Origin of the sequence: Cribrihabitans pelagius, assembly GCF_048820915.1 — a bacterium.
GTDB lineage: Bacteria > Pseudomonadota > Alphaproteobacteria > Rhodobacterales > Rhodobacteraceae > Cribrihabitans_A > Cribrihabitans_A pelagius.
This window is the reverse complement of record NZ_JBMERR010000006.1, coordinates 1-16,045: the sequence shown is the minus strand read 5'-3', so window position 1 is coordinate 16,045 and position 16,045 is coordinate 1. Positions and strand designations below refer to the sequence as shown.

The window sequence follows — 16,045 nt, the reverse complement described above, 5'->3', positions numbered from 1 at the left end:
ATCTTCAAAGTGTCATCCGCAACCGGCCGGTTGATACCGCGGGTAATGACTGTGGCGCCGAGTTCCATGGAAGAAGCTCGCCGATCCGATTGATCTAGTAATCGTGGATGCGGCAGGGCACGTCTGCCAGCCAGGCTTGCGGATCGATGCCGCTCATCTTCGCGGTCTCAACAAGCGTCATGGCGCGGGCAAGGGTTTCCGCGCCGCTGCCGGAACCTGCGAAGAGCCAATTTTTCCTTCCGACGCCAATTGGGCGCATGGCCCGCCCGGCCGGGTTGCTGTCGATACCGATGCGCCCGTCCTCGCAGAAGAGCTCGAAGGAGGGCCAGCGGGGCGCCCCACAATGGAAGGCCTTGGCAAGATCGCCCGTGCCCGGAATGCGCACCAGCTAAGCCTCAGCCCACGCCTTGAAGGCCTCGGCCAGAAGTCGGATTCCCTGGGCTTCGATCTGGTCATGGCCGACAATCTGCCCCTTTCCAGCGTTTTGCTTGCGGATCGCGGCTATGACGGCGACAGCTTCACGGTGAGTATGGATGCGCGCCACGTTCTGCCGGTCATCCCGATGCGAAAATCCCGAAAGATCCGCGTTACCGTAGACCGCTCGCTTTACCGCCTGCGCAATCTGGTCGAGCGCTGCTTCAACAAGATCCAGAACGCCCGCCGTGCCGCACCTCGCTACGACAAAGCGGCGGAAAATTTCCTCGGTTTCGTCGACATCGTCTCGATCCGCCTTTGGCTTCGCCATTTGTCAACATGACCTAGATCAGCCGCTAACCTGTCCAGAAAACAGGGACCGCTTCGCTCGGCGATACGCCGCTGGTCATGCCGGGTGTCAAAATGCGGGGCAGGCCGACGATGCCGTTCTGCAATTCGTCCAGCAGATTCGGCGCGATGGTCAGGTTGCCGCAGCCCGCTAACGCCTTAGTCTGGCCAATATTGCGAGAGGACGCGCCCAGTTCGCAACGGCCAAATATCCGGGAATAGTCCGCGTGGGCTTGTGGATCATGAGTGTTGACCAGGCTGGCCTTCGCGCCGAACCTTGCGGCACCTTGCGGCACCTTGCGGCACCTTGCGGCACCTTCGGCAAAATTCGCCGCCAGACCGGCCGCCGCCGCGCCGTGTATCGCTGCGCCGGCAGCTGTCGGGTTGGCAATACCGGGGACATCGCGGCCAGCACATCGGCCATGATCTGGACCAGCAGCGGGTTGCGCGAGGCCAGCCCGCTGGTCATGACGGCGCGGTTGGTCTGAACCTGCCGGTTTCGAGCAGGTTGAACACTTGCCGCATGTTGAAACAATGCGCTTCGAGCGGAGCCCGGAAGATGTCCACCGGGCCGGTCCGATGGGGCAAGGCGACCAGCAACACGCTGAGCACCGAGTTTGCGTGCAGCACACGGTTTCCGTTTCGCCAGTCAAGCGCCAGACGCCGGCCTTCGTCCGGTTGCAGCTTTGCCGCCGCCGCGGTGCAGAAGGCAAAGTTTGGCGTTGCGGTCCTGCCCCGCGGGAAGGCCTCGGCAAGCGGGCTAAGCAGTTCGCCGGAACTGGCCTGACTGGCCTCATGACACCACAGGCCGCGGATGGATCCGTCGAACGCAGCCTTCGACGCCCTTGGGCAGGGGCCGGTAGTCGCGGGCCAGCATGAGAGCGGCACCGCCAAGGTGCCGAGCACGTCGGCGCAGTGACCGATGATTCCGCTGCGTGACATCCGGCCATCGGCCAGCTTCCCGCTCTGGTGCCGGCCGGCTGAGGCGGGTCCAGCCGCGCGTCAAGCTCCGGCGCGATGCTCCGGAGATAGCCGGCCGCGGCCTCCGGTCGCGCCTTGCAGGCGGCAAAGCCGAGGCTGCGCACCTTGCGGCCCGTCAGCTGCCCGACCAGCCAGCCGCCGGCCTCTATGAAGCGTTCGGTGCTGGCCCGGCTCTTCGGGGCATTCCCCGCTGATCCGGGCTGCCTTGGCCGCGCCGGCACAGGCGGGCGCGGCCAGCAGCGCCCAGCCACGCGCCAGGGGCGCGCCGCCGGGCAGGGACTTGGCAGTTTGCCGTCAGAAATCCTGCCACTGGTCTTTGGCCAGGTTGCCTTCGACACTCACCGGGGCACGCAAGGGCGGGTTCTCCCGGTTCTCCCAGTGGTTCCCGTGCGCAGAAGGTGCGCAGGGCTGGTTTCCGGACGGCTCCTGCAGCCTGCCCGCCCCGGGCATCTTGAAGCGGGCGACCAGCTCCGCGAGTTTGGTTGCGTCGCCGCTGAGCATGTGGCCGGCCGCCGAGGACTGCTCCACCATGGCTGCGTTTTGCTGAGTCACCTGGTCGAGCTGGACCACACCGGTGTTGATCTCACCCAGGCCGGTGGACTGTTCGGCCGCACCCTCGGCAATATCGGACACCAGCTGGGAGATGTGGTTGACCCTGTCGACGATACTGTTCAGGGCCAGGCCAGCCTTTCCGACCAGGTCGACGCCGTGCGTCACCTGCTTGCTGCCGTCGTTGATCAGCGTCTTGATCTCCGTCGCTGCATCCGCCGACCGCTGAGCCAGGCCGCGCACTTCGGACGCCACGACGGCGAAGCCGCGCCCGGCTTCTCCGGCCCTGGCCGCTTCGACACCCGCGTTGAGAGCCAGCAAGTTGGTCTGGAAGGCGATATCGTCGATCACGCCGATGATCTGAGCGATCTTCGAGGAGGACTCCTCGATTTCGGTCATCGCCGAGACCGCATTCTGAACGATGACGCCGCTGTTCTCCGCCTCTGCCCTGGCTTCACCCATGATGGCTTCGACACTGCGGGCGCCCTCGGCCGCGGACTTCACGCTTGCAGTCAGTTCATCCAGGGCCGCGGCGGTTTCCTCGAGAGTCGCCGCTTGCCCTTCGGTGCGGTTCGACAGATCTTCGGAAGACTGGCTGATCTCGGCCGCGCCATTTTTGATACTCGCCGAGGCAGTGATGACCTGGGCCATGGTCTGGCTGAGAGTGGCAACGGTGCCGTTGAAGTCCTTGCGCAGCTGTTCGTAGTCTTCGGGGAAGGTCCGGCTGATATTCACCGTCAGGTCCCCCTGTGCCAGGTCGGACAGGTGCCCGCTGAGTTCGCGCACGACCTCGGCCTGCTGTTTGTCACGCTCGCGCTGCTCCGCCTCCAGCTCCTTTTCGCGGATCAGGGAATGGCGGAACACATCCAGCGAACGTGCCATCGCGCCGACTTCATCCCCCCGGCTCTGGCCCTCGATCTCCACGCCGGTATCCCCTTCGGCCAGACGCCCCATCGCGGCGGTAACCGAACGCACCGCATTGCCGATGCTGGAGCCGATGAACAAGGCCACGATCGCCCCGATCACCACTGCGGCAGCTACCGCGCCGAGGATCATGGTCTTGGTGTCCGAGGAGGTCTCGATGTTCGCCTGCTTGCGGGCGTCCATCAGCTCCTGCTCGATCGCCGTGAAGTCGCCCATGATGCCGCGGAACCGGTCGAAGAATTGCTTGCCGCGCTCTTCACCGACCAGTCGCGCGATATCGTCCATGGTTTCGGCATTTCCGATGGCGCGGCGCAGCTCCAGCATAGGTTCCACGATCCTTGTACGCCACTCCGCGATCACGTCCTGCATCTGGCGGAGACGCTCCACCTGGGCGGGGTTATCGCTCACGGTCCGGGAGAGATCCCCGATCAGGGTTTCAATCGACTGCTGGCCTGCCTCGTAGGGTTCAAGAAACTCATCCTTCCCGGCGAGAAGGAAACCGCGCATCCCGGTTTCCATGTCGACAGCGGCGGCCACGATACCCATCGCCTGTTCGATCACCTCATGGGTATGATCCACCATGCCCATGGCATTCCGTATGGACACCGCCGTGCTTTCACCGCGGTCGAGCAGCCGGTAAAATTCTGTGCTGCGCTGTTCCAGGAGATTTTTTTCCACTTCGATGAATTCGGCCGCCAAACCCCGGAAATTGTCGAAGTAGGCTTTCCCTTCGGCGTTTTGGATCTGGCGCGCAAGGTCGACCATAGTTTTCGAATTTCCAATACTACGGCGCATCGAAATTTGTTTTTCGGCGACTTCCGATTGCCATTCCTTCAGGACTTTTTCCGCCTGCGCCAGACGGTCTACCTGGGGCGGGTTGTCGCTGACCGTTTGGCGCAGCGCCTTAAGCGTGGAAAAGGCGCGCGCATCCCCGCTCTGGTAGGGCGCCAGGAAGTGTTCCTCACCTGCCAGCATATAGCCCCACATGCCGGCCTCCATGTCGAGCGCCGCTGCGACGATGGTGTCGGCCTGCTTCAGGACCTTCACGGTATGATCGACCCGGCCGGAGGTTTCCGACATCTTCGTGAGATTTGTTTGCGCGACGATTCCAATTCCGAGCGTCAGCACCAAGGGCGCTGCTGTCGCCACTAAAACTTTTGTCTTGGTATTCCAATTGGAGAAAAGCCAGCGGCCATTTCTCTCATTAGTTGAATGCCCTGATTTCATAACATGCGCCTCCTAAACGGCGAAACTGGTGGAACGCATTTTTCTTGCCCGACAAAGGTTGCGAAATGGTTCAACAATCAATTAGGAGCGCATTTTTCTCCTTTACCCGGCCTTATATTTTTGCGGTAAAATGTGTGTTCCATCAGATAAAATTTCCGCACGGCGGCGACACCCTGGCCTTTGCGGGCGGGCTCCGATCGCGAAAGGGTGATTGCGGTTAACTTGTTGATTTTTCATATATTCTAATGCCCCTGCAAGCGCGTGCCGGGCGGCTTCCGGGTTCACCCGCCTCCGTGCTCGCGGCGGGAAACCTCCATGGCCGTATCAGCGTGAACGAAGCCCGAGGGAGAGGGTGATCTTCCCGGGGCCAGGGATGCGCGCGATATGCCCCTGAAGGCTCAACCTGGTTCATCCGCTGGCCCGGCTTGCGCCACAAGCACCGCAGCCTGGGCGATGGGGGCCTGCTTTCCGGCGGGAAATTGCCTCCTGCGAATCCGCCGCGGGGTTCCGATCCCGGGCGCAGCACAGGTTCGAACGGCATCCGTGTTTGCCACCGCGGCAAACGTCCCAGCCCTGCGCGCGGCCGTGCCTGTATCGGCCATGTGCGCAGCCGGATGAAAGTCCGCGAGCGTTACGTCTGCGGTGGCCCGGGGCAACCTGATGGCCGGCCCGTCAATGCGATGACAACCGGTGACCCGACCGGCACGGCCCCCGGGATCGCCGCTGCACGGTGCCGCGTCGGAATTTTTGTGGCCGCCGGGATGGCGGCCTCCTCCGGGAGGACCGGCTTTTCGGGCCTGAGGGTGCCGCAAATCGCGCGCACGGTGACGGGCGGCAGCCATGCCCATGCTCTGCCCCGCGGGCGCTGCCGGCGGTCCCGTCCGGCCCGGTAGTCCTACGGATTTCCGGCCCCGGTTGTTTTCCTATGATGCGGCCAGCGGCATGATACCTTTGGCGGACCTAGGAGAACCGGAACGAACGTGTGAAGATTCGAACCATCACAGCACCCGGACATGGACCCGCGCGCCGCCTCGGCCTCGGCGCCTGGATGCTCGCCTGCTGCGTCGCGCTGGCCTTGATCTGGTTTCTTGAGCACCGCGCGCGGATTGCCGAATTGACGCTCGAGAGCGAGCGCCTGCGCGTAGCCGTCAGCCAGCGCGCGGACCAGCACGACGCCCATCTCACGGCGCTCTCCGCGGTGGCCATCGCAAGCGCGGGCGATGGCCCGGATCTGTTCGGGGAGGTCGCCGCAACAATCATGCGCTTCTATCCGCGGATCACGCGTATCCTGCTGGTGGCGCTCGACCCGGCCGAGGCCTCCCTGAGCGCCGGGAAGGGAAACGCGGACATCGGCGCGGCCGTGCGCCGCGCCGCCAGCAGCTCGGCCGGAGCGCCAGTGCTGTTGCGGCATCCGTCCGACCGGGGGGCCTATCTGATCGTCAAGCGCAGCCCCAGCAAGGAGTCGGCCCGCTACGGCCTGGCACTGGTGATCGACGGCGCCGCCCTCATGGCCGGAGACAGCGACTTCTGGCTCCGCGAGACATCGAGCGTCCGGCTGACGATGCCGGATGGCACCGTGATCGCCCAGGGCAGCGCGCCCCTTCCCGCGCCGATGTTCTCCGCACCGCTCGACAGCGGGACCCAGCCGCTTCGGCTTGAAAGCGCCGTCACCATCACTCCCGCAGCGCTCCTGCCTCCCGGCCGGGTGGCGCTGATCCTGGCCGCGATCACGCTGGCGGCCCTTGGCGCGCAAGTGGCGCTGCGCCAGCGGGCGCGGGTCCGGGCGGCGGAACGACGGGCCGAGCTCAGCGACCTTGAGACCCGCCTCGGCCACGCCAGCCGGGTGAACGCCCTGGGCGAGATGGCCAGTGGCATGGCCCATGAACTCACCCAGCCCCTGACCGCCATTCTCGCCCAGACGCAGGCCGCCCGGCATCTTGCGGCGCGCGGGGAGACCGACCGCCTGGTGGCGATCCTCGGCGATGTGGTCGGGCAAACCAGGCGCGCCTCTGCGATCCTCGAGCGTCTGCGCAACTGGACCAGGCCCGCCTCGAGCCATCCGCGGCCCGTAGACCTGCGGGACTGTGTCCGAACGGCGCAGAGCCTGTTGGAGCGATCCGCGGATGAGGCCGGCGCCGCCCTCTGCATTCAGGTTCCGAAAGCGGCGGTACAGGTTCTGGCCGATCAGGTCGAACTCGAACAGGTGATCTTCAACCTGGTAAGGAACGCCCTGGACGCGGTGGCGGGCACGGCGGGCGATCGAGCGGTCACGGTCACGCTCTCGGCGGATCAAGCCACAGCGCGGCTCGAAGTCAACGATACCGGCCCCGGCATCCGGCCCGATGTGCGGCAGCGGCTTTTCACGCCCTTCGTCACCACGCGGGACGGGGGCACCGGTCTTGGCCTCGCGCTGAGCCACAGGCTCGCCGAACGTGCCGGCGGCGATCTGGTGCTGGCCGAAGGGCCGGGAGGCGCCAGGTTCCGCCTGAGCCTGCCGCTGGCGGACGCCGTGCCGGAGGCCGCGGAATGACAGCGCGTGTCTACCTGGTGGACGACGATGCGGCCGTGCGGGAGGCGCTGTGCCTGCTGCTTTCGACCGTCGGTATCGAGGCCACGCCCTATTCCGGGCCGGAAGCCTTCCTGAAGGATCTTCCGAAACTGCCGCCGGCCTGTCTCATCCTCGATATCCGGATGCCGGAAATCTCGGGCCTGAAACTGCAAGAGAAATTGGCCGAAGCCGGAATCGACTGGCCGACGGTCGTGATTTCAGGACATGGCGATATCGAGGCCTGCCGCAGGGCATTCCGCAATGGCGCCGTCGATTTTCTGTCGAAGCCTGTCGACGAACAGGATCTGATCGATGCGATCCAGAAGGGCCAGGCGGCGCTCGCGTCATCCGCGGCGGCCGCGGCGGAGCGGCAGGAAACTCTGGCGCTGCTTGCGGCCCTGACCAAGCGGGAGAACGAAGTGCTCGCGCTGGTCGCGCACGGGTTCACCACCCGGGAAATCGCCGCGGCCCTGGACCTGTCTCCCCGCACCGTGGAGAGCCACAGGGCCGCGATCGGCGCCAAGCTCGGCACCACGTCGCCGGTGGAAATGACCCGCCTCTGGCTCGAGGCGCAGGGCTCTCCGTAGAACTACGCAGGGCCGCGGCGGCCCTACGAATAGCGGCGGCGCGGCGCGGCATCTATCTTGCCTGCAGTCAATCTCAGAGGAGAGCCGAGATGTTCCGGTCAACTGCAATCGCCGCCACCCTCGCCGCGCCCCTGGCCGCGGCGGCCCAGGACCTTCCCACCAGCCCCTACCTGCCGCTCGCGGCCGCGGTCGAGGCCGCGGAGGCCGCCCGCGCCGCCTGTGCGGACGAAGGCCACAATGCCAGCGTGGCGATCGTCGCCCGGGACGGCGCCACCAAGGTCCTCCTGAAGGCCGACATGTCGGGCCCACACACCGGGCCGAGTGCAACCGGCAAGGCCTTCACCGCCGCCAGCCTCGGTCGCGACACCGCCGGTCTCGCGGAGTTCATCGCCGGCAATCCCCAGAACAACGGGCTCCGGGACATGGACCCGCGTCTGGTCGTTCAGGCCGGCGGCCTGCCGATCCGGATCGGCGGTGCGCTCGTCGGCGGGATCGGCGTCGGCGGTGCGCCCTCCGGCGCGACCGACGCGGAGTGCGCCCGAAGTGGCCTCGACGCCATCGGCGCCGAATGATCTTCGCGGGGCCGCGCGATGCCGCGTGGCCCCCGCCTTTCTCAGGTTTTTGCCCGGGGGCCTCCCATGCTTCGCTTTTCCCTGCTTGCCTTGTTTCTCGGCCTCGCGACGGCCGCCGCCTCCCAGACCGCGCCCACCAGCGGCGAGATCGCCGCCTCCGGCCCGCTGTTCCGCGCAGCGCATGAGGGAAATGTGGCGGAGATTAAGCGGCTAATCGCGGCGGGCGCCGATGTCGATGCCCGTGATCCGAAAGGGCGCACCCCGGCCCATGCCGCGGCTTTCGCCTCGAAGGACGCGGCGCTGGCCGCCTTGGCCGAGGCCGGCGCGGATATGAACGCGCTTGAAGGCGAGGCTTACGACATGGTGACGATCGCCGCCGTGGCGGACGACCCCGAGCTGATGTCGCTCGCGATCACGCTTGGCAACGATCCAGGTTTGGTGACCAGTCCCTACGAAGGGACGGCGCTCATCGCCGCGGCGCATCTGGGGCACGTGGAGGTGGTGCGCCGCCTGATTGCGGCTGGCGCGCCGCTGGATCACGTCAACAGCCTGCACTGGACGGCCGTGATGGAAGCGGTGGTGCTGGGCGACGGCGGCGCCGATCACCAGGCCGTGCTCGACGCGCTGCTGTCGGCCGGCGCGGACCGGACGCTGCCCGGCCCCAATGGCCTCGCTCCGCTCGAGCACGCCGAACGGCGCGGATTTTCCGGGATGGCAGCGCGTCTGCGGCAGAAGGATTGAAGGCACCCCCGGACCCGGTCCGGCACGCAAGGACGGCGCGGCAAGCGTCTCACCTGCTGCCCCGGTCAGGAAATCAAGCGGCGTCCCCGTTCTGGCTGCACGCCGGGCATGCGCACTGGTTCCTCGCGTCGCACGGCAGGTCGGGACACCGGGCGGCCAGTTCCCCGATCAGGACCCGGTTGCCCTGCAGATGCAAGCGGGTGCCATTCACAGCGGCACATCGTGCTCCGGTGTGTCGTGGAACTCTGTCTACCCCTCGCTCAGAGCGCGTTCGTTGCGGCGCAAAGCGAGCACTATCCTGCAGAACGCCCGCGGCCGTCCCGTCCCCTGGCGGCGCGGGAAGGTTGCGGATCCTTGATCCGCAGCCAGGTGCGGCTGGCGGTGGAAAAGCCGCCATTGGGCGCCTCTGGATCCCAAGCCGTCGGCGGGGTCCGCCGTTGCGTCCCTTGTCCTGCCGCCAGAACTGCAGCCCCTGGGGATCGGTCACCTCGCTGCAGTCCAGCCCGGGTCCTGTCTGGCCCGGCTCCTCGCCCTGGTAAAGGAAATTGGAACCTCTGAAAGGCAGCAGCATGACGGCAGACAGTTTGGCCAGCGCGTCCTGATCCGCGCCGCGATCCTGCCGGCGGGTCACTTGGCGGATTATGCCGTGCCTCCTGATCGCCCAGCTGCACCACGACATGCGGGAGGTGCCGATGAATTATGTCACCCATGATCGGGTCAAGGCGATGACGCTTGCCGACCGGATCTTCGTGTTGCGCGACGGCGCGGTGGAACAGGCAGGCGCATGGAGATCGTGCCCGGGGCGGAGGACACCTGGCAGGGCGAGATCGTTCATGCGGAAGATCTTGGTTCCGGCCATTTCCTGTTTGCCGATATCGGCAAACAGGAACGGTGCTGGTTCGTCAGCCCGGCAAGCTGCAGGGCGTACTCGGCCGCACCGCCGGCGCCCCGGCGCGTAGATCTCGCCCCCAGCGATCTGAGAACCGAGTTTGCCGCCCAGATTGCGAAAACCGCTCCCCATCACGTGACGGGTATCACCACCCAGGAACTCGCCCCTCCCAAAACGAGAGGCCCGGACAGCGGTTACTCTTATCCCGCCGTCCTCAAAATTGAAAGAATACGGAAACGGCAGCCGCTTTGCCCTGATCTGGCAAGCAGGAACGGGCAGTGAGTGACGCAGGCCCTGTTACGGCATCTCCTAGATGTCAACGGCATCAAGGCGGGGCAGCCCCGCCGTGGCCATGTTCGTTTTGGTAAAGGCTGCCAGCGAACCATGCTGCGCCCGATGCCACTACAGCCCGATCTGAAGCAGCCTCCAGCGGCGATCGAGTTCCCGTTTTTCCTCACCGCTGCGGGGTTTAACGAAGTATAGCCTGTCCCGGGTCTCTTGCGGCAAATTCAGCGCAGGAATATCGTAACTGGGATCGCCGATTTTTGCACGGGAGGCCGGCACGCCACTGGTGGCATTGGTGAAAAGCGTTGCCCGAGCCATCTCCTCAGGCTGGAGCACGTGGTTCACCAGCTGGTGTGACACCTCAAAATTGCTGGCATCACTCGGTATAACAAACAGGTCCGCCCACAAATTGGTGCCTTCCCTTGGCACCACGTAGTGATACCTGTCACTTTCCTGTTCCAGCAGCGGCGCCAGCCCGTCCGTGCTCCAAGCAACGGCCAGGCAGACTTCGCCGCCCAGCAGGGCATCGTACTGGTCTGCATCAAACGAGCGGACATAAGGCGCAATCGCCGACAGCACGCCAAATGCAGCGTCGAGATCCTGCTCCGCTTCCGACTGCGGATCCAGGCCTAGATACGCGAGTGCGGCGGCAACAACCTCCTCAACAGAGTCAACAATCGTAATGCCGCAGTCCGCGAGCCTGCTGGCATTGTCGGGGTCGAACACCAGCGCCCAGCTGTCGAGCGGCGCATCCGGCAAGCGCTCCAGCACCGCGCTGCGGTCATAGGCGATGCCGGTCGTGCCCCAGAGATACGGCACCGCGTAGCCCTCCGCCTGCGGCATGGTTTCCAGGTACAGCTGCATCAGCCGCTGGTCGAGGCCAGCCGCGTTCGGAATTTCGGCCAAGCCGAATTGCCGGATCGCCCCGGCCGCCGCCAGACGGCCCACGGTTTCCGAGGACACCACCGCCAAGTCGTAACCGGTGCCGCGGGCAACCAGCCGCGCTTCGGCCTCATCGGCTTCGCCATAGGTTTCCAGGACGAGCTCGGTGCCCGTGGCCTGCTGGAAACTCTCGGCGGTTCCCGGATCGAAATAGCCGCTCCAGTTGTACAGCCACACCCGGCCGGGGTCCGCTGCGGCCGGGGCCGCCAGGGCCGCCAGGGCTGCGGCAATCTTCGTTGTCAGGCGCATTTTGTGCTCCCATCGGCGGTGGTGCCGGCTTCCGCCGGCCAGAGACGGGTCAAGGCGGCAGCGAGCGCCGCTTTGCTGACGGGCTTCGAAAGGTAGTCGTTCATGCCCGCAGACAGGCCTTCGGAACACTGTTCACTCATTGCGTTGGCGGACAGGCCGATGACCGGCACCGGCGCCAGGTCCAGGTCCTGCTCCTGCGCCCGGATCGCCCGGGTGGCGTCGAGCCCGTCCATTTCCGGCATCCGGACATCCATAAGCACCAGATCAGGCGCCCAGCTGCGGGCCAGCTTAACCGCTTCAACGCCGTTTCCTGCGGTCATCACAGTGCACCCCAAACGCTCCAGCATCTTGCCCGCTACCATTTGGTTTACCCGATTGTCATCAGCGACAAGCACCTTCTTGCAGAACGAGGCGCCGGCCGGTTCGGGCTCGGAAACTTCGGCGGGGGGCGGAACCTTTTCGACCGGGAACTCCACGGTGAATTCGGAACCTTCGCCCTCCGCGCTTTGCAGAGAAATCCTGCCGCCGATCGCCCCGGCGAGGTTTTTTGCGATGGCAAGGCCCAGCCCCGTTCCGCCGAACCGAGTGGTCGTGGTCGCGTCGGCCTGCGCGAATTGTTCAAAGATCCGTTCCTGCGCTTCCGGCGGGATCCCGATTCCGGTGTCCTGGACGGCAATCCGGATCACCCGGGTGCCGTGCTGGGCTGACTGTAGTTCCTGCAGCTTGACTTCGACCGAGCCGTTTTCGGTGAACTTCAGCGCATTGCTGATGAGGTTAGCGACAATCTGCCGGATCGCCGTGCTGTATCCCAGAACGTGCCAGTTGCTCACCGCGGTGCTTTCATGCAACTTCAGCTCGATATCCGCATTCTGGGCTCGAGCGGAGAACAGGTCTATGACCTCCAGGCAAAGCGCGCGGACATTAAACGCCTCTGCCTCCATTTCCAACTTGCCGGCCTCGGCCTTGGACAGGTCCAGGACGTCGTTGATGATGCTCAGCAGTGACTTGCCGCTGATGATCATCATGCGGATCATGTGCCGCTGCTTGTCATCAAGCTCGGTATCGCTCAGCAGCTCCGCCAGGCCCAGCACACCGTTCAGCGGTGTCCGGATTTCGTGGCTCATTGTCGCCAGAAACACCGATTTCGCCTCTGATGCGGCTTCCGCCTTGCGCCGGCTTGCCTCGATCTCAGACTGCGCGGAGATGATAAAGCGTTCCATTGGCACATGCACGAACCGGGCGGCGACATATACGCCAACCGCGCCGATGGCGACAGCCACCAGCGCATAAATCAGCTGCGTTTCCGCAGCATTCCGGCCGGTCCGGGCCTCGGCCTCCTTTGCCTTCATGAATACCGGCAGCAGCCGCCTGGACAGGTTCGACGCCAGCGCCGCCGCCTTTGAATCGGCGGCCTTACGGTTTCCAGCGGGGTCTGTCAGAACCTTCGTCAGAAACATGATGTCTTCGAGTTCGGATACTGGGTTCAGCGTTGGCTGGGACAGGATCTGCTGCGCTGGCTGAGAAAATGCCGCAAGCGCGCCGGCGCCGGTGAGTTCTGCCAGCGAGTCTGCGGCGGGTCTTGCGCTGCGCCGGATACGCCCGCGCGCAATCAACGCCTTCTGGCTGCCCGGATCGTCCTTCAACTCATCGAACGCCAGCGACAGCTCGGCAAGGGAGACCAGAAGCTGGTCAAGCACTCTGGTGTTTTCTGCCCGCTGGGCCACGCTCCTCTGCCCGTATAATGTGACACAGAAAGCGGCCACAGCGGCAGCCAGCAGGATTGCCAGCGCGATGCCGCTGCGCAGCCGGAGATAACTTCGAGTGACACGCTGCGTGGTCATGTGGCGTCCGGAGTTTTGTTGTTGCGTCATGTCCTTGCGGCAAGTTCCGGCAGACTAGAACTGAATTCCCATCCTGAACAGCACGCATTGAAAATCAATTAATTAGCTGAAACGAAAAGTTTAACCAGTATCCCTCTTGCCACTGCCTGAAGGCGGCGCTGGCCCGGGAGAGCTGACTGAGACTTCTTGCACCCATGCCGGCCGAAGGCACAGCGGCAATTGTATTTCATTAAAGGGCGGCTTTTCAGGAACGCAGAGTAAACCGTGCGCTTGCAGCAATTTCAAACGTCTTGTCCCCTGACCTAAGGTCAGGCCTCGTTCTTGTTTCATAGCCAGAACATGACGGTTGCGGCGGGAGCGATGGAAGACAAGAACACCTTTGGACACCTGTCGTACGGGTTGCGGCCCGGCGCCAATCCTTGAGCCTGCCGGACATGTTTTCGATCCGGTTGCGCCGTTTGTATCGGCGCTTGCCGTATCTGGTAAATGTCTTTCGTTGTTTCCGGCCAGGTATTCGGGCACGTATGCTTTTGTCTCTCAGCGCTTCTCTGTACCAATCAGCGCCGCAGCCGCGATCTTCCAGCAGCCAATCGGCACCTGGCAGGCTGTTCACCAATGCACGTGCGCCGAAATAATCGCTGACCTGACCGGCAGTGACAAATAAGCTGTTCGCAAGCGGAGTATCGACCCCGGAAATAGACTGGTCCGCTGAATTTTTTGCTGGCAGGCCTGCAATAGACCATCCTTTCCATCAATGACGGCCTGGGCGAATCCCCTTGCCGCATTCGTAATTCTGGGCGGCTTGAATAGTTCCGGAATGGCCAAAGTTACTCCCTTTGCAGATGCGTCCCCTCCATTCGCGCCTTACCTTTTGCGCATAGCCGCCTAGCATCGCCGGACTTGCCGGACGCAGCTTGAAGGTCCGCCAGCCTTCCATATAACCCCCGCCATGCCTGCAAAGATATTTTCGATGGAGGCGCGGGAGGACGGCGGTGCCCGGCTCGCGCTCAACTATAAGCACGCCGGCCGCAGCGGCATCCAGCGTATTTCCTGCGATCTGCCGAAGGCCGGCCTTCTGCAGCTGGTGCTCTTCGCGGAAGCGCTCAGCCTGCGCAAGCGCTTCGGGCACCCTGTTGCGTCGGAGGTGTCAATTCATGGGCTTGAGATGTCCTATAACCCGGCGCGGCGGGACCTCCATGTCGCGCGGCAGGCCGGCTACTCCAGGCAGACAGCCTGTTTGCCGGTGGCGGATTTTTGCTCCGAAATGGCAGGCATGACCGACATTTGCATTGCCCGGGCCGAGGCGTCAAAATACGGGCCCGCCCTGAAGCGCCTGCTGGCCGAAGGCGCGGCACCGGCTGAGCTTGAAGGGCTGCTGGGGCAGGACGAGGCCGATCTGGCCATGCATCAACTGCGGGAAATTGCTTTTCTGCTGCTGGCGCAGGCAGCCTCCGCCCGCGGGTCCGCGCTTGCCCGCAAGCTGCGGGGGAAGAAATCGCAGGATCAAGCCCGGGAGGCGGTCAGCGGGTTTGTGCTGGAGCTTGCGGCTGAACTCGTTCCAGTTTCTGCCTAAGCCCGAACAGACGGGCGCGGGGCAACACGGATTAAGGCTATGAAGACTGGCAAGTTTCACCGGGAGACTGTCCGGACACGGCATTGGGCCGGAACCCCGCAATGGATTCCAGCTGTGTGAGATGCGTCACCGCCCCGTTAACGGGGGCGGCAGTTGCCCCTCAGTCGTCGACCCGGTCGACCGGGCAGTACCAGGGCATCAGCTGACCGTAGTCGACCTCGCCGCGAATGTGCTCGGTTTCCTGCACCACCCAATTCAGGCAGCTGCGCCGGTTGACCTTGTTCAGACGTGCGCTTTCAATGAGCAAACAGTAGGTTGCCTGTGATCTGCCCCCCCCGCAAAATCCCTCACCATGAAGTAGAGTCTGCCCTGCTAATGCCGGAGCAGACGAAGGCGTAAGAGCCGTTTCACCGAGGCGCAAATCATCCGCTGCCCGGCAGGCGATTGCGAAGCAATCTGCCGAGAGGGGGGATGATCAAAGAACAGGAGGCCGGGATGCCGACAGCGGAGGTGTGCCGCCGGCACGGCCTGAGCCCGGCAACCTTTTACAAGCTGAAATCCAAGTATGGCGGCATGGAGGTGTCGGAGGCCGCGCGGCTGAAGGCCCTGGAGGACGAGAACGCCAAGCTGGAGCGGCTGTTGCCGGATACGGTGCTGGATCGAGCCATTGGAACGCCATTGGTCCGAGTGACAATGGCGAGGGTGGCTCTGAAGGATCTTCCGGGAAAGAACTGACGACGCTGACCAAGCGGCGGGAGGCAGCGCTCAGGGCGATGCAGAATCACGGCATCCCGCCGCGCCGGGCCTGCCGGCTTGCCGGTGCCGCCCCCAAGACGGTCCGGCGCGAAGGCCCGCCTGACCATCCCGGGATCGCAAGGAGATGCCGGAGATCGCTGGCAAACGCCGCCGGTTCGACGATCCCGTTGCCCGGCAGGCGACGCAAGCGACGCCGAGAGGGGCGGATCGGGGTGCTGATTGAGCGCAAAGGCATGATCATGCACCACGTCGGAGCCCGTTTAGCAAAAGGTCCGGGAGACCTTTTGCAGGGCGGGGCATTCTACCGCCTCTATCGGAAAGAAGGCCTTGCGGTGAAGCGGCGGCGGGGCCGCAAGCGCGCCCGGGGTTCACGCACTCCGATGTCTTAACATAACTCCCATTATGACTTCCTGGCCCTGTACCCGCAAAGCTGTAATGCACACTCGCCTGCAATGAGAACAGGCTGCGGAAGCAGGCATGGGACGAGTAACGATGAGCGAGCGCGAACTGTGCCGCGTGGAAGTGCTGGCACAGGTCGATGACGGCCGGCTGACGGGTGCGCATGGCGCGAACCTGCTGGGGCTGACGCGCCGCCAGGTGTTCCGGCTGCGGAAGCGGT

13 protein-coding genes and 4 pseudogenes are annotated in these 16,045 nt (G+C 64.4%); 8 read left to right on the top strand and 9 right to left on the bottom strand.

Annotated features, from left to right (window positions below):
* Positions 1 to 97 precede the first annotated feature (97 nt).
* A pseudogene (locus ACOHX0_RS06750) lies at positions 98 to 418 on the bottom strand (IS66 family transposase); the annotation flags it as partial.
* Here ACOHX0_RS06750 and ACOHX0_RS06745 point away from each other — a divergent pair.
* Positions 419 to 757, top strand: a pseudogene (locus ACOHX0_RS06745) (transposase family protein); the annotation flags it as partial.
* Between the two features lie 13 nt (positions 758 to 770).
* On the opposite strand, the gene ACOHX0_RS06740 reads toward ACOHX0_RS06745, so the two are convergent.
* From ACOHX0_RS06740 to ACOHX0_RS06730, 3 genes are all read right to left on the bottom strand, one after another.
* Complete coding sequence (locus ACOHX0_RS06740; protein WP_420675924.1) at positions 771 to 1,058, bottom strand: hypothetical protein; 288 nt, start codon at positions 1,056 to 1,058, stop codon at positions 771 to 773.
* Positions 1,059 to 1,227: 169 nt separating this feature from the next.
* Positions 1,228 to 1,704 carry a hypothetical protein gene (locus tag ACOHX0_RS06735; protein WP_420675923.1) on the bottom strand — a complete coding sequence of 159 codons (477 nt, stop codon included), beginning with the start codon at positions 1,702 to 1,704 and terminating at the stop codon, positions 1,228 to 1,230.
* Positions 1,705 to 2,037: 333 nt separating this feature from the next.
* A complete protein-coding gene (locus ACOHX0_RS06730; RefSeq protein ID WP_420675922.1) occupies positions 2,038 to 4,443 on the bottom strand; it encodes a CHASE3 domain-containing protein in 2,406 nt (801 codons plus the stop codon).
* Positions 4,444 to 5,425: 982 nt separating this feature from the next.
* On the opposite strand from ACOHX0_RS06730, the gene ACOHX0_RS06725 reads away from it, so the two are divergent.
* The 4 genes from ACOHX0_RS06725 (at position 5,426) to ACOHX0_RS06710 (ending at position 8,891) form a co-directional block, all read left to right on the top strand.
* Positions 5,426 to 6,973, top strand: coding sequence for a sensor histidine kinase (locus ACOHX0_RS06725; protein WP_420675921.1), 1,548 nt, complete (start codon positions 5,426 to 5,428; stop codon positions 6,971 to 6,973).
* Positions 6,970 to 7,578: a response regulator transcription factor gene (locus ACOHX0_RS06720; RefSeq protein ID WP_420675920.1), complete on the top strand. Its 609-nt coding sequence runs from the start codon at positions 6,970 to 6,972 to the stop codon at positions 7,576 to 7,578. Before ACOHX0_RS06725 ends, ACOHX0_RS06720 begins: the two co-directional genes overlap by 4 nt.
* Before the next feature lie 89 nt (positions 7,579 to 7,667).
* The gene (locus tag ACOHX0_RS06715) at positions 7,668 to 8,150 is read left to right on the top strand and encodes a GlcG/HbpS family heme-binding protein (RefSeq protein ID WP_420675919.1); all 483 of its coding nucleotides are present in this window, start codon (positions 7,668 to 7,670) and stop codon (positions 8,148 to 8,150) included.
* Between the two features lie 66 nt (positions 8,151 to 8,216).
* Complete coding sequence (locus ACOHX0_RS06710; RefSeq protein ID WP_420675918.1) at positions 8,217 to 8,891, top strand: ankyrin repeat domain-containing protein; 675 nt, start codon at positions 8,217 to 8,219, stop codon at positions 8,889 to 8,891.
* Positions 8,892 to 8,964: 73 nt separating this feature from the next.
* Here ACOHX0_RS06710 and ACOHX0_RS21890 read toward each other — a convergent pair whose 3' ends face one another.
* Positions 8,965 to 9,570 carry an alpha-amylase family glycosyl hydrolase gene (locus tag ACOHX0_RS21890; RefSeq protein WP_475682710.1) on the bottom strand — a complete coding sequence of 202 codons (606 nt, stop codon included), beginning with the start codon at positions 9,568 to 9,570 and terminating at the stop codon, positions 8,965 to 8,967.
* A 105-nt stretch (positions 9,571 to 9,675) separates the two neighbouring features.
* Here ACOHX0_RS21890 and ACOHX0_RS06705 point away from each other — a divergent pair, with 105 nt between their 5' ends.
* A complete protein-coding gene (locus ACOHX0_RS06705; protein WP_420675917.1) occupies positions 9,676 to 10,062 on the top strand; it encodes a hypothetical protein in 387 nt (128 codons plus the stop codon).
* A 120-nt stretch (positions 10,063 to 10,182) separates the two neighbouring features.
* Here the strand turns inward: ACOHX0_RS06705 and ACOHX0_RS06700 are convergent, their stop codons facing one another.
* The 3 genes and pseudogenes from ACOHX0_RS06700 to ACOHX0_RS06690 all read right to left on the bottom strand — a co-directional run.
* Complete coding sequence (locus ACOHX0_RS06700) at positions 10,183 to 11,256, bottom strand: extracellular solute-binding protein (RefSeq protein WP_420675916.1); 1,074 nt, start codon at positions 11,254 to 11,256, stop codon at positions 10,183 to 10,185.
* Positions 11,247 to 13,097 (bottom strand): ATP-binding protein, encoded by a 1,851-nt coding sequence (locus ACOHX0_RS06695; RefSeq protein ID WP_420675915.1) that lies wholly within the window; start codon positions 13,095 to 13,097, stop codon positions 11,247 to 11,249. Before ACOHX0_RS06695 ends, ACOHX0_RS06700 begins: the two co-directional genes overlap by 10 nt.
* Positions 13,098 to 13,423: 326 nt before the next feature.
* Positions 13,424 to 13,758 (bottom strand): annotated as a pseudogene (locus ACOHX0_RS06690) (transposase); the annotation flags it as partial.
* 309 nt (positions 13,759 to 14,067) lie between these two features.
* On the opposite strand from ACOHX0_RS06690, the gene ACOHX0_RS06685 reads away from it, so the two are divergent.
* On the top strand, positions 14,068 to 14,670 hold the full coding sequence (locus ACOHX0_RS06685) for a hypothetical protein (protein WP_420675914.1): 603 nt from the start codon (positions 14,068 to 14,070) through the stop codon (positions 14,668 to 14,670).
* A gap of 160 nt (positions 14,671 to 14,830) precedes the next feature.
* On the opposite strand, the gene ACOHX0_RS06680 is transcribed toward ACOHX0_RS06685, so the two are convergent.
* Positions 14,831 to 14,977 (bottom strand): hypothetical protein, encoded by a 147-nt coding sequence (locus tag ACOHX0_RS06680; RefSeq protein ID WP_420675913.1) that lies wholly within the window; start codon positions 14,975 to 14,977, stop codon positions 14,831 to 14,833.
* A gap of 114 nt (positions 14,978 to 15,091) precedes the next feature.
* On the opposite strand from ACOHX0_RS06680, the pseudogene ACOHX0_RS06675 reads away from it, so the two are divergent.
* Positions 15,092 to 15,809: pseudogene (locus ACOHX0_RS06675) on the top strand (transposase); the annotation flags it as partial.
* Positions 15,810 to 16,045 lie beyond the last annotated feature (236 nt).